The sequence below is a fragment of the Microbacterium sp. F1-18 genome, assembly GCF_052921305.1.
In genome coordinates, this window is the sequence record NZ_JBREVD010000003.1 from 222,917 (window position 1) to 235,811 (window position 12,895).

At 69.6% G+C, this 12,895-nt stretch carries 13 protein-coding genes and 1 tRNA gene; 6 read left to right on the plus strand and 8 right to left on the minus strand.

From position 1 onward, the window contains the following. Window positions 1–70 precede the first annotated feature (70 nt). Window positions 71–835 (plus strand): sugar phosphate isomerase/epimerase family protein, encoded by a 765-nt coding sequence (locus tag ACU6RU_RS09780; RefSeq protein ID WP_183045433.1) that lies wholly within the window; start codon window positions 71–73, stop codon window positions 833–835. Further along, window positions 832–1,959 carry a Gfo/Idh/MocA family protein gene (locus ACU6RU_RS09785; protein ID WP_446726431.1) on the plus strand — a complete coding sequence of 376 codons (1,128 nt, stop codon included), beginning with the start codon at window positions 832–834 and terminating at the stop codon, window positions 1,957–1,959. The genes ACU6RU_RS09780 and ACU6RU_RS09785 overlap by 4 nt, the downstream gene beginning before the upstream one ends. Window positions 1,960–2,028: 69 nt before the next feature. On the opposite strand, the gene ACU6RU_RS09790 is transcribed toward ACU6RU_RS09785, so the two are convergent. After that, a tRNA-Thr gene (locus tag ACU6RU_RS09790) sits at window positions 2,029–2,104 on the minus strand. Window positions 2,105–2,334: 230 nt separating this feature from the next. Here ACU6RU_RS09790 and ACU6RU_RS09795 point away from each other — a divergent pair. The 4 genes from ACU6RU_RS09795 to ACU6RU_RS09810 all read left to right on the plus strand — a co-directional run bounded on the left by ACU6RU_RS09795 (window position 2,335) and on the right by ACU6RU_RS09810 (window position 5,522). Then, a complete protein-coding gene (locus ACU6RU_RS09795; RefSeq protein WP_289329875.1) occupies window positions 2,335–3,231 on the plus strand; it encodes a MetQ/NlpA family ABC transporter substrate-binding protein in 897 nt (298 codons plus the stop codon). A 68-nt stretch (window positions 3,232–3,299) separates the two neighbouring features. Next, entirely contained in the window at window positions 3,300–4,337 is a 1,038-nt protein-coding gene (locus ACU6RU_RS09800) for a methionine ABC transporter ATP-binding protein (RefSeq protein WP_446726432.1), read from the plus strand. Then, complete coding sequence (locus tag ACU6RU_RS09805) at window positions 4,330–4,989, plus strand: methionine ABC transporter permease (protein WP_181574219.1); 660 nt, start codon at window positions 4,330–4,332, stop codon at window positions 4,987–4,989. The genes ACU6RU_RS09800 and ACU6RU_RS09805 overlap by 8 nt, the downstream gene beginning before the upstream one ends. 134 nt (window positions 4,990–5,123) lie before the next feature. Next, entirely contained in the window at window positions 5,124–5,522 is a 399-nt protein-coding gene (locus ACU6RU_RS09810) for a nucleotidyltransferase domain-containing protein (protein WP_446726433.1), read from the plus strand. Here the strand turns inward: ACU6RU_RS09810 and ACU6RU_RS09815 are convergent. From ACU6RU_RS09815 to ACU6RU_RS09845, 7 genes are all read right to left on the minus strand, one after another. Then, the gene (locus tag ACU6RU_RS09815; RefSeq protein ID WP_446726434.1) at window positions 5,519–7,072 is read right to left on the minus strand and encodes an alpha/beta hydrolase; all 1,554 of its coding nucleotides are present in this window, start codon (window positions 7,070–7,072) and stop codon (window positions 5,519–5,521) included. The genes ACU6RU_RS09810 and ACU6RU_RS09815 overlap by 4 nt on opposite strands. Then, a complete protein-coding gene (locus tag ACU6RU_RS09820) occupies window positions 7,069–8,223 on the minus strand; it encodes a DNA polymerase III subunit delta' (RefSeq protein ID WP_446726435.1) in 1,155 nt (384 codons plus the stop codon). Before ACU6RU_RS09820 ends, ACU6RU_RS09815 begins: the two co-directional genes overlap by 4 nt. Before the next feature lie 76 nt (window positions 8,224–8,299). Beyond that, window positions 8,300–8,938, minus strand: a complete 639-nt coding sequence (tmk, locus tag ACU6RU_RS09825; RefSeq protein ID WP_120264894.1) for a dTMP kinase — start codon at window positions 8,936–8,938, stop codon at window positions 8,300–8,302. After that, on the minus strand, window positions 8,935–11,640 hold the full coding sequence (topA, locus tag ACU6RU_RS09830; RefSeq protein ID WP_446726436.1) for a type I DNA topoisomerase: 2,706 nt from the start codon (window positions 11,638–11,640) through the stop codon (window positions 8,935–8,937). The genes tmk and topA overlap by 4 nt, the downstream gene beginning before the upstream one ends. 353 nt (window positions 11,641–11,993) lie before the next feature. Further along, on the minus strand, window positions 11,994–12,311 hold the full coding sequence (locus ACU6RU_RS09835) for a helicase (RefSeq protein WP_446726437.1): 318 nt from the start codon (window positions 12,309–12,311) through the stop codon (window positions 11,994–11,996). After that, window positions 12,311–12,649, minus strand: a complete 339-nt coding sequence (locus tag ACU6RU_RS09840; RefSeq protein WP_120264891.1) for a TadE family type IV pilus minor pilin — start codon at window positions 12,647–12,649, stop codon at window positions 12,311–12,313. The genes ACU6RU_RS09835 and ACU6RU_RS09840 overlap by 1 nt, the downstream gene beginning before the upstream one ends. Then, window positions 12,646–12,846: a DUF4244 domain-containing protein gene (locus ACU6RU_RS09845; RefSeq protein ID WP_120264890.1), complete on the minus strand. Its 201-nt coding sequence runs from the start codon at window positions 12,844–12,846 to the stop codon at window positions 12,646–12,648. Before ACU6RU_RS09845 ends, ACU6RU_RS09840 begins: the two co-directional genes overlap by 4 nt. Between the last annotated feature and the right edge of the window lie 49 nt (window positions 12,847–12,895).

A 12,895-nucleotide genomic window follows, 5' to 3' on the forward strand; every position in this document is an offset into this window, starting at 1 on the left:
AAGGTCGACTGTGACTCAGGTCCAGGCATCCGTCCAGCTCTATTCGCTTGCGAAGGAGTTCTCCGCCGACATGTCCGGCTCGCTGGCGAAGCTCGCCGAGATCGGATTCGCACACGTCGAGGCGTTCGACTTCGTCTCGCGCCCGACCGAGATCCGCGCGGCCCTGGATGCCGCCGGTCTCACCTCGCCGACCGGTCACGCTCCCCTGCTGACCGACGAGCTCTGGACGCCCGACGGCTCCATCCCCACGCCCGCGCCCGAGGTCGTCTACGAGGCCGCCGCCACCATCGGCATGAAGACGGTCATCGACCCGTTCGTCGCCCCCGACCGCTGGCTCACCGAAGAAGGCGTCGCTGACATCGCCGAGCGCCTCAACGCGCAGGCTGAGATCGCTGCAGGGTTCGGCCTGAGCGTCGGCTACCACAACCACGCGCAGGAGTTCGTCGCGTCGTTCGACGGTCAGAGCGCCTACGAGCGCTTCGTCTCGCTCCTCGACGAGCGCGTCACCCTCGAGCTCGACCTGTTCTGGGCGCTGACCGGCGGCCAGGACGTGCCTGCCCTGGTGAAGAGCCTCGGCGACCGCCTCATCGCCGTGCACGTCAAGGACGGTGTCGTGCCGGCATCCAACCCCTGGGCCCCCGGCGCCGAGCAGTTCGGCTCGGACAGCCTCGACCAGCGCCACGCCGGCACGGGCGATGTGCCGCTCGCCGAGTCGCTGCGTGCCGCGACCGCACTGAAGTACGCGGTCGTCGAGTACGACAAGGCCCCCGGAGACGTCTTCGCCGACGTCGCCGCCAGCCTGGCGTTCCTGCGTGAGAACGGCGTCAGCGCATGACCGGGCCCGTCGGAGTCGGGTTCGTCGGCGTCGGTGTCATCAGCGACACCTACCTCGAGAACCTGGGCTCGTTCCCCGATGTCCGCGTCGTCATCCTCGGCGACCTCGACGTCGACCGCGCCAAGGCCCAGGCCGAGAAGCACGGCGTCGCGGAATGGGGCACGACCGATGATGTCCTCGCCCACCCCGACGTCGACGTCATCGTCAACCTGACGATCCCCGCCGTCCACGTCGAGATCTCCTCGCGAGCGATCGCCGCGGGCAAGCACGTCTGGACCGAGAAGCCGCTCGGCCTCGATCGCGAGAGCACCGCGGAGCTCCTGCGCCAGGCGGATGCCGCGGGCCTGCGCATCGGTTCGGCGCCCGACACGCTTCTCGGCCCTGGCTTCCAGACCGCGAAGCGCGCGATCCAGAGCGGTGTGATCGGCGAGCCCATGTTCGCCTCGACGGCTTTCCAGACCGTCGGTCCCGACCTGTGGCACCCGAGCCCCGCGTTCCTCTTCGCCCAGGGGGCCGGCCCGCTGCTCGACATGGGACCGTACTACTTCAGCGGTCTCGTCAGCCTCTTCGGTTCTGTCGACCGAGTGGCTGCCGTCGGGCGCAAGAAGCTCGAGGAGCGCACGATCCAGGCGGGCCCCAACGCGGGCACCGTCTTCCCCGTCGAGGTGCCCACCACGATGCAGGTCGTCACGGCCTTCGAAGCGGGCCAGCAGGCGGCGGGCCTGCTGAGCTTCGACTCGGCCCTCGAACGCCACGGCGTCTTCGAGGTTCACGGCACCGAGGGCTCCATCGTCCTGCCCGACCCCAACCAGTTCGAGGGACGCATCGCGTACGTCAAGGCGCGCACGTCGATCTCGGACGGCAACTGGGGCGAGCAGGAGTGGATCGAGATCGAGCAGGAGGGCAAGCTCACCGGCCGCGGCCTGGGTCTGCTCGACATGGTTCGCGCGATCGCCGAGAACCGGCCTCACGTCGCCACCGGCGAGCTCGGGTACCACGTGCTCGACGTCATGCTCTCGGCGCAGGAATCGGCTGCCTCGGGCGAATTCGTGAAGGTCGCGAGCACCGTGGCGCCCGTGCCCACCGTGCCCGTCGACTTCGACCCCTTCGCCGCGACGCTGTAACGCCCACGGCGACCCGCCGAGCGGGTAATGCGAAAGGCCCGGACTCTTCGGAGTCCGGGCCTTTCGTTGTGGAGCCGCCTAAGGGAATCGAACCCTTGACCTATTCATTACGAGTGAATCGCTCTGCCGTCTGAGCTAAGGCGGCGCGCGTCGCTGTGCGATGCACGATCAGCAATGTTACATGGTCTCCGACCCCGCCGCGAACCGGCGGCGAGGCCTGCGGCCTTATACCGGGAGACGCCGTGTTACGCGACGATTACTCGCCGTCCGCCGGTGGCGCTTACCGTCGTAGCGCACCGCGATGAGGCGAGCGCGACCCCGGTCGCGCATGGGCGGGCCACCGCCCCGCGGTGCCCGATCCGAGGAGCACCACTCATGTCCAAGCGACTTCTGACCGCGGCCGCCCTGGCCCTCCCCCTGACCCTTCTGCTGGGCGCGTGCGCGTCGGACGCGGGCTCCGGCGACGCCGACGATGCCGCACAGGACGGCCCCGTCCGCATCGGTGTCGTGGGCGCGGGCGACCCCTACTGGGAGACGTACAAGGAAGCGGCCGCCGACGAGGGCATCGAGGTCGACATCGTCGACTTCACCGAGTACACGCAGCCGAACCCGGCACTGTCGGCGGACGAGCTCGACCTGAACCAGTTCCAGCACATCATCTACCTCGCGACCTACAACGTGAACGCCGACGACGACCTCGTGGCCATCGGCTCGACGGCGACCTACCCGCTGGGTCTGTACTCGACGCAGTACGACTCGGTCGACGGCATCCCCGAGGGCGCGACGGTCGCCGTCCCGAACGACGAGAGCAACCAGGCCCGGGGCCTGCTCGTGCTGCAGGCGCAGGGCCTCATCGAGCTCAAGGACGGTGGCTCGGTCTTCTCCACCACGGCAGACGTCGAGCCGGGATCGAAGGTCAAGGTCGAGGCTCTCGACGCAGCTCTGACCGCGACCTCGCTTCCCGATGTCGCCGCAGCGATCATCAACAACGACTTCGTCGAGGATGCCGGGCTGACGTTCGACGACGCGCTCGCTACCGACGACCCCAGCGACCCGAGCGCACAGCCCTACATCAACATCTTCGCTGCCAAGGCCGAGGACGCCGACAACCCGACGTACGAGAAGCTCGTCGAGATCTTCCAGAACACGAAGGCCGTGACCGACGGCCTCCAGGAGGCTTCGGGTGGATCCGCCGTGCTCGTGAAGACCCCCAAGGACGAGCTCGCCTCCGCCCTGAAGCAGGTCGAGGACGACGTCCGCGCCAACCAGTGACATCATGCGTGTGCGGCCCGCTCCACAGGACGGGCCGCACACGCATGTCCCGTTCGAGGAGCCCCCGCATGACCCTGATCCGCCTGTCCGGCGTGACAAAGCGCTTCCCACCGTCCACGAAGGGCGGCGACCCGGTCGTCGCCGTCGATGGCGTCGACCTCGAGATCGAAGCCGGAACCGTGTGCGGCATCGTCGGCTACTCCGGCGCCGGGAAGAGCACCGTGCTGCGCTTGGTCAACGCCCTCGAAACGCCGACGAGCGGGAGCGTCGAGATCGACGGCCGCGACATCACGGGGCTTCGTGAGCGCGAGCTGCGCGCCCTGCGCGGCGACATCGGCATGATCTTCCAGCAGTTCAACCTGTTCGACTCTCGCACCGTCGCGGGCAACGTCGCGTACCCGCTGGAGGTCGCCGGGCACCCGCGCGCCGAGGTGAAGCAACGCGTGGCGGAGCTGCTCGAGTTCGTCGGGCTGTCGGGCAAGGCCAAGAACTACCCCGAGCAGCTCTCGGGTGGTCAGCGGCAACGGGTCGGCATCGCTCGGGCTCTCGCCACGAGTCCCCGCATCCTGCTCGCCGACGAGGCGACGAGCGCGCTCGACCCCGACACGACACAGGAGGTGCTCGCCCTCCTGAAGCGCATCAACGCCGAGCTCGGGGTGACGATCCTGGTCATCACCCACGAAATGGAGGTCGTTCGCGCGATCGCCGACCGCGTCGTCGTGATGGAGCACGGTCGCGTCATCGAGAGCGGAGACGTCTTCGATGTGCTCTCGGCACCGTCGCATGACGCCACGCGCCGTTTCGTGGCGAGCATCATCGACGAGGCCCCCACGGGCGAGAAGCTCGCCGCGCTGCGCGCGCGGCATCCCGGTCGCATCGTCACCTTCACGATCCGCGAGGGCGAGTCGCCGCAGGCGGACGTGTTCGCGGCACTGTCGTCGCACGGTGTGCGGTTCGAGCTGATCCACGGCGGCATCAACGACATCCGCGGGCGGGTCTTCGGGCACCTGACGCTCGCCCTGGCGGGAGAGACGGATGCCGTCGACCGTGCCGTGGCCGCGGCATCCGCCCACGCACCGCTCATCGAGGAGGACTCCCGTGGATAGGCTCATCGACCTGCTGCCCGACCTCTGGCCGGCGACGGCCGAGACGCTCTACATGATCACGCTGAGCCTGGTGTTCGGCGGTATCGCGGGATTCCTCATCGGCCTCGCGCTCTACGCGACACGGGCCGGCAGCCTGTTCCCCAATCGTGTGGTGTTCGGCATCGTCAACGTGATCGTGAACACCTTCCGACCGATCCCGTTCATCATCTTCATGGCCGCGGTGCAGCCTCTCGCGCGCGCGTTCAGCATTCGCGGCATCGGCATCGAGTTCGCGGTCTTCGCGATCTCGATCGCATCGATGTTCGCCATCGGACGCATCGTCGAGCAGAACCTGCTGACGGTACGGCCCGGGGTGATCGAGGCCGCCCGCGCCGCCGGTGCGAGTCGCTCGCGCATCCTCTTCCGGCTGGTCCCCCGCGAGTCGCTCGGCCCGCTCGTGCTCGGCTACACCTTCATCGTGGTCGCGCTCGTCGACATGACTGCGGTCGCCGGTGCCATCGCCGCGGGCGGGCTCGGTCAGTTCGCCCTGGTGAACGGCTTCCGCCAGTTCAACCCGTGGGTGACCTGGGCGGCCGTGATCATCATCATCCTGCTCGTGCAGGGCGTGCAGTTCCTCGGCAACGCCCTCGCCCGCCGCATCCTTCGCCGCTGACGCCCTGCCGCCTGTCGGCCGCGCACCGCCTCGGTCAGGCCGAGGTAACCCCACCCGAGGTCCCAGTTGGGCCGGATATGGCGACACCATTCCCGGCCCAACTGGGACCTCGGCGTGCTCGCTAGCCTGGCACGATGCTCTCGGATACCGATCTGGTTCGGATCGCGCACGATCTTGCAGCAACTCCCGGAGTGGTCGCGGTGGCACTCGGGGGCAGTCGGGCGCGCGGAACACATGCCCCCGACTCGGACGTCGACCTCGGCGTCTACGTCGATGGGCGGACTATCGACCGCGCCGCCGTCTCAGCCCTGCCTCGCCCGTCCTCATGCCCCGAGGTCCCACTTCGGCCGGGAACGGCGACGTCATTCCCGGCTCAACTGGGACCTCGCGGCAAGCACGGCGCCACCTCGGCGGGCACGCCTCACCGAGGTCCCATTGGGGCCGGGTTTGGCAGCCCCATTCCCGGCCGTAGTGGGACCTCGCGAGGGGGCGAGGGGTCGAGGAGGCGAGGGAGGCGAGGGGCAGAGGCCTAGCGGCAGACGAGTCCGTCTTCGGGAACCGTGTCGTCGATGAAGAAGGCCTCGACCGCGTCGTCGACGCACGAGTTTCCCTTCTGGAACCCGGTGTGTCCTTCGCCCTCGCGCGTGATGAGCACGCCTGAGGCGAGCTGATCGGCCAGCGACTCCGACCATTCGTACGGGGTGGCGGGATCGTTGGTCGTGCCCACGACGACGATCGGTGCGGCACCGTCGGCCGTGATCTCGCCCCGCGTGCCCGTCGGCGGGTAAGGCCAGACCGCGCAGGCGTCGACACCCTCCCAGTACGGCGCGACTGTCGGGGCTTCTACCGCGAGGCGTGCCTTCGAGGCGGCTTCCGCCTCGGGGTCGTTCTCGACCGGGTAGTCCATGCAGTTGTAGGCGCGGAACGCCTCGGACGAGTTGTCCTCGTAGCGCCCGTCGGCCGTGCGCGCGTAGTAGAAGTCGGCGAGCAGGAACGCCGTCGCCGGGTCACCGGTGAGCGTCTGCGCAAGAGCCTGGCGCAGGATGGGCCAGTTGTCCTGCGAGTACAGAGCCGCGATGATCGCGGTCATCAGCGAGTCAGCGCCGAGCCGCCGACCATCGGATGCCGGCAGCGGCGAGGCATCGACGCTCGCGAGCAGCGTGCCGAGGTCGGTCATCGCGTCGTCGACAGAGCCGCGGAAGGGGCAGTCCTCCTCCTCGAGGCAGGCCGCCATGAACGCACGCAGCGCCGACTCGAAGCCGACCGCCTGGGTCGCGCTGACATCGAGGGACGACACGCTCGGGTCGATCGCCCCATCGAGCACAAGGCGCCCGACGTTCTCGGGGTACAGCTTGGCGTACGTCGCACCGAGGAAGGTCCCGTACGAGTAGCCGAGGTAGTTGAGCTTCTCGTCGCCGAGCACCGCACGCAGCAGATCCATGTCGCGCGCGGCGAACTCGGTCGTGATGAAGGGAAGGATGCCGTCGCTGTTCTCATCGCAGGCGGCGGCGAACTGCTCGTTGCGGGCAGTCAGCTCCGCTTCCCATTCGGGCGTGCCGCGGGGCGCCGCCGGGATGTCGAAGAAGTAGGCATCAGTGCCTGCGGCGTCGAAGCAGGCGACCGCGCTGGAGCGCCCCACTCCGCGCGGGTCGAACCCGATGACGTCGTAGGCGTCGGCCAGCACCGAGCCGACGGCGAACTGGGCGCTGTCGGCGATCAGGTCGTACCCGCTCGCGCCGGGGCCGCCGGGGTTGACCAGGAGCGAGCCGAGCGCGTCGCCTGATCCCGCGGCACGCCGAACGACGGCGAGCTCGATCTCGCCGGCACCCGGGTCGTTCCAATCGCGCGGGGCGCGCACCGTCGTGCAGTCATACGTTCCCGAGTCGGCGCCCGAGCAGGAAGCCCAATCGAGCTCCTGTCCGTAGAACGGCATCAGATCTTCCGACACGCCCTCGGTGACAGGGGTGCGGCTCGGCGCGGGCGAAGCCTGATCGGGGCTTCCCTTGAAGACGCATCCGGTGAGGACCGTCACCGTGGCCGCGGCGATGGCGACGACGGTGACCAGACGACGGGGAGCTTTCACGGTGTCCTTCCGCTGGCGACGGTGATGAGCATGCTCTCGAGAGCGAGCAGGGGCGCCGCGTTGCCTTCGAGGGCGCTGCGGGTGGCCGAGATGCGATCGAGGACGACGAGTGTGCGGTCGGGGGTCCATGCCGACGCGAGAGCGGCGAGCTCGCTCGTCAGCTCCCGATTGATCAAGTCGCCCTCGCGGCCGAACTGGAGCATCAGCGTGTCGCGATACATCGATTCGAGATCGGTGAGGACGCGATCGATACCGTCGCGCAGGCTGCGGGTGGCGCGGCGCTTCTGGTCGTCTTCGAGCGCGCTCAGCTGACCACGCACCGCAGGCGGGACGGGCGCGCCCGGTGCGACCCCGAGCGTGCGCCGCAACGCCTCACGCTCGGACTCGTCGCGTTCCGCCGTCAGGGCTTTCGCGTCCTCGGTCGCCGCGCTCACGATCCGGCCGGCCGTCTCGACGGCGTCGGACACCCCGCGCACCGCCAGCACCGCGCGCAGCGTCGCATCGCGGCGCTCCCGAGAGGCGGCATCCGTCGCCAGACGCTGGGCCATGCCGATGTGTCGCTGGGCAAGGCGAGCGGATTGCTCGGCCACCGCGTCGTCGACCCCCGTGCGCGCAGAGATGAGCCGCGCGACATCAGCCACGTCGGGCTCACGAAGCCGCAGCGTGCGTACGCGCGAGCGGATCGTCGGCAGCAGGTCGGCATCGCTCGGCGCGCACAGCACCCAGACCGTCTGCTCCGGCGGCTCTTCGAGAGCCTTGAGCAGCACGTTGCTCGTGCGCTCGACCATCCGGTCGGCGTCTTCGACGACGATGACGCGGTATCGGCCGAGCGACGGCGAGAAGTACGACCGTTCGACGAGGGCCCGGGCGTCGCGGATCGAGATGACGACGCCCTCGGTGCGTAGCGCCGTGAGATCGGGATGCGTGCCCCCGAGAACCTGTCGCATCGCGGTCTCGTCGCCCGGCTCGGCGATCAGCGCGGCCGCGAAGGCATGCGCGAGCGTCGAGCGCCCCGATCCGGGCGGGCCGGTGATGAGCCAGGCGTGCGCGAGCTGCGCGGGATCGGATGCCGCGGCCTGCAGCGCCGCCACGGCGGAGTCTTGGCCCCAGACCTCGCCCCACGGCGGTGCGAGCGGAGCGGAGACGGTCATGGGTCCAGCCTACGGGGAGCCTCCGACCTCGGTGACCCCGCATCGGGCGGGCGACGGCTCTCTCGTCGGCGCCGACTCAACCGCGCAGCGAGCGTTCGACGCGAGCCCGGATCTCGACGGCGAGGTCGACCGGCGGGCGAGTCGCGTCGAGCACGAGGAACCGCTCGGGTTCCGCTGCGGCGAGCCCGAGGAAGGCGGTGCGCACACGCTCGTGGAAGTCGGCCTTCTCGGCTTCGAGCCGGTCGAACGGCTTGTCGTCGGCGTCGAGACGGGCCCGCGCGGCCGCGGGATCGAGGTCGAGCAGCACCGTGATGTCGGGCAGCGCGCCGTCGGTGGCCCACAGCGACAAGTCACGCACCTCGCCGGCATCCAGGACGCGTCCGGCCCCCTGGTAGGCCACCGACGAGTCGAGGTACCGGTCCTGCACGACGACGGCGCCGCGGTCGAGGGCCGGACGGACGACGGTCGCGACATGGTGTGCCCGGTCGGCGGCGTACAGCAGGGCTTCGGCGCGCGGCGCGATGTCGCCCCGGTGATGCAGGACGATGTCGCGGATGAGCACGCCCACGTCGCTGCCGCCCGGCTCTCGCGTGCGCACGACCTCGCGACCGCTCTCGCGGAGCCAGGCCTCGAGAGCGGTCGCCTGAGTCGTCTTACCCGACCCGTCGCCGCCCTCGAGGGTGATCCAGAGTCCGCGGTCGGCGGAGCCGGTCACTTCTTCTTTGCCGCGGGCTTGCGCGTCGTGGTGGTCTTGCGCGCGGCCGTCTTGCGCTTGGGCGCGGGGCCCTTGGCGCGCTTGTCGGCGAGCAGCTGGACGGCGCGTTCGAAGGTGACCTCTTCGGCGTTCTCACCGCGCGGGATGGTCGCGTTGGTCTCACCGTCGGTGACGTAGGGACCGAACCGGCCGTCCTTGAGCTTGATCGGCTTGCCGCTGGTGGGGTCGGCCTCGAACTCCTTGAGCGCGCTGGATGCGGCGCGGGCGCCGTACTTGGGCTGCGCGTAGACGGCGAGAGCTTCTTCGAGCGTGATGTCGAACAGCTGCTGCTCACTGGCGAGCGTGCGCGAGTCGGTGCCCTTCTTCAGGTACGGGCCGTAGCGGCCGTTCTGCGCGGTGATCTCGTTGCCCGACTCGGGGTCGACGCCGACGACGCGTGGGAGCGAAAGCAGCTTGAGCGCCTGGTCGAGGTCGACCGTGTCGACGCTCATCGACTTGAAGAGCGACGCCGTCCGCGGTTTGGGGGCCGCTTCCTTCTTCTTCGTCGTCTTCTTCTTGGCGGGCGCGACCTCGCCGGTCGACTCGTCGACGGTCTCGTCGGGCTCGGGCTCGAGCTCCTGCACGTACGGGCCGAAGCGCCCGTCCTTGACCACGATGAGCTTGCCGTTCTCGGGGTTCTCACCGAGCACCCGGTCACCGGCGACGGGAGCGTCGATGAGCTCCTGCGCCTTCTCGGGCGTCAACTCGTCGGGCGCGAGGTCGTCGGGCACGTTGACGATGCGCGTCTCGCCGTCGCCGACCGGGACGTCGAGGTACGGACCGTACTTGCCGAAGCGCAGGGTCGCCACGTCGCCGATGGGCGTCGCGTTGAGCTCGCGCGCATCGATGTCGCCGAGGTTCTCGACGATGTTGCGCAGACCCACGTGGTTGTCCGAGCCGAAGTAGAACTCCTGCAGCCAGGCCTCACGCGCCTGCTCGCCACGGGCGATGGCGTCGAGGTCGTCTTCGAGGGCGGCCGTGAAGTCGTAGTCGACGAGGTCGGAGAAGTGCTGCTCGAGCAGCCGCACGACGCTGAACGAGAGCCAGCTGGGCACGAGCGCCTGGCCGCGCTTGGTGACGTAGCCGCGTTCGAGGATGACGTCGATGATGCTCGCGAAGGTCGACGGACGCCCGATGCCCTTCTCCTCGAGCGCCTTGACGAGGCTCGCCTCGGTGTAGCGGGGCTTGGGGCTCGTCGCGTGGCCCTTGGGCTCGACATCCGACAGCGCGAGCTCGTCGCCCACGGCGACGGGCGGCAGCGACTGGTCGGCGGAGCGGTCATTGTCACCGCGCTTCTCGTCGTTGCCCTCTTCGTACGCCTCGAGGAAGCCCTTGAAGGTGTAGACGGTACCGGATGCCGTGAACGCGGCCCGCTTGCCGGCTGCGTCGACCTCGAGCGTGACGGTCGTGGTCTCGTACTTCGCGTCGGACATCTGGCTGGCGACGGTGCGCTTCCAGATGAGGTCGTACAGGCGCTGCTCGTCGCGGTCGAGACCGGAGGCGACGGATGCGGGCGTGCGGAACTCCTCGCCCGACGGGCGGATCGCCTCGTGCGCCTCCTGGGCGTTCTTGGAGTTGTTGCGGTACGAGCGCGGGCCCGCGGGAACCGCGCGATCGCCGTAGAGCGCGACCGCCTGCGTACGCGCCGCCGTCACGGCCTGCGCCGAGAGCGCGGTCGAGTCGGTACGCATATAGGTGATGTAGCCCTTCTCGTAGAGACGCTGGGCGACGCTCATCGCGTGCTTGGCGCTCATCGAGAGCTTGCGGCCGGCCTCCTGCTGCATCGTGGAGGTCGTGAACGGCGGCTTGGGGCTGCGGGTTCCGGGCTTGGCCTCGACCGCGGTGACGGCTGCGGTGGCAGCCTTCTCGATCGCGGCGGCGAGCTCGCGGGCGTCCTTCTCGTTGAGGACGACGACCGCCTTCTTGAGTGAACCGGTGTCGTCGAAGTCGGTGCCGCGGGCCAGCGGGGCACCGTCGAGCCGAGCGAGGCGGGTCGAGAACGAGCCGCCGTCCTTCGCGGCATGGGCCTCGATGTCCCAGTACGAGGCGGAGACGAACGACATCCGCTCGCGCTCGCGCTCGACGACCATGCGTGTGGCGGCGGACTGCACGCGGCCGGCGCTCAGTGCCTGACCGTCGCGGCCGGAGCCGATCTTGCGCCACAGCACGGGTGAGACGTCCCAGCCGTAGAGGCGGTCGAGAACGCGGCGGGTCTCCTGGGCGTTGACGAGCGCGAGGTCGAGCTCGCGCGTGTTGTCGGCGGCCGCGCGGATGGCGTCCTTGGTGATCTCGTGGAAGACCATGCGCTTGACGGGAACTTTGGGCTTGAGCACCTCGAGCAGGTGCCAGGCGATCGCCTCGCCCTCGCGGTCTTCATCGGTGGCGAGCAGGACTTCGTCGGCGTCCTTCAGGGCGCGCTTGAGCTCGGCAACGGTCTTGGTCTTGCGATCGCTGACCACGTAATACGCATCGAAGCCGTTGTCGACGTCGATGGAGTACTTGCCGTACGCCTGCTTCTTGTCGGCCGGGATGTCCTCTTTCTTAGCGAGGTCCCGGATGTGCCCGACCGAGCTGAGCACTTCGTACTCGTCGCCCAGGTAGCCCTGGATCGACTTCATCTTGGTCGGGGACTCGACGATGACGAGTTTCTTGCCGCCTGCCACGAGTCTTCCTTTCTCCAGCGCACACCATACACGCGCCACACGGTGGAAGACGCTGGGAGCGGCGCGCCATATCCTTCTGTCGGCATGTCGGCGAGCGAGGGCCGCGCGGGCGCGCGCGTGCCCGCGGAATACACCCTCGGGTGGGCCGTATGCGACCGCCGGCTGCACGGGGGCGCCGGCATACGGAACCACGCATTGCGGATGACGGCTGAGCATCGAATGCGCGACACCCATACGATCGCAGCACGCCGGCGGTTCCTGATCAGTCCCACTCGGCCAGGCCCGGTGGCTAAAGCGACCGGGCCGCTCTCCCGGATGGAAGGTGCGCGATGGCGATCGCGACATCGATGGGATCATTCCGGCGGGCCCGCTCGAGAGCGCGCCTGAATGGCGAACACTCCGGCCGTCGACTCGACCAGGACGGTCGCGACCACGCCATCCATCTCGCATGCGGCGAGCGCGTGCCCCGACCGAGCGACGACCTGCGCGGCTCGGTCGCACGGCACTCCCCCGGCGAACCCGAGCGCGGTGTCGGCTGCGGCGAGCGCCGCCGTGTCGGCGACGGCTGACACCCGCGCCGACTGGATCGCGGCGGCCCCGGCGAGGGCGCAGCCCGCCGCGACCGTCGCCGTCACCGCCAGAACGCCGACGGCGGTGGCAACCCCGGCCATCAGAGCCCGCCCGACAGCGCGCACGCTTCCGCGCGCAGCGGCGGCAGGGGCAGAGGGATGCCGTGGCCCGCGGTCGCTGTCGCGCACGTGAGGTCCCCGTCGGATCGGACGTCGAGCGCCGCGCCCCCGACCGCTGTCTGAACGGCGGCCGCCGCCCGCCCGGCATCCTCGCCCCGCGCGATGAGCCGCGCCGCCTGCGCCGCCGCGTGCTCGAGGCGGATCTGCGTGCCCGCCGCCGCCAACGCGGCGACGGCGAGCAGCACCAGAAGCATCGCCGCCGGGACGACGACCGCGAACTCGGCGGCGACCGAGCCGCGATCGTCTCGGCGGAGTCTCATTCGACGGTCAACGCCCGCCGCACGAGGTCGGTGAGGATGCCGCGCACCTCGTCGCTGCGCATGATGATCACCAGCAAGCCGGCAAAGGCGACGGCGGCCATCGTCGCGATGGCGTACTCGGCGGTCGCGGCGCCGGATTCGTCGGCGAACAGCTGTGCGGCGCGCGTGCGCGTCAGTCGGGGAAGGGATGGGGTCATGTCTGCTCCGTTCGGTTGTCAGGTGTTCGTCATGGGCACGGTGGGCACG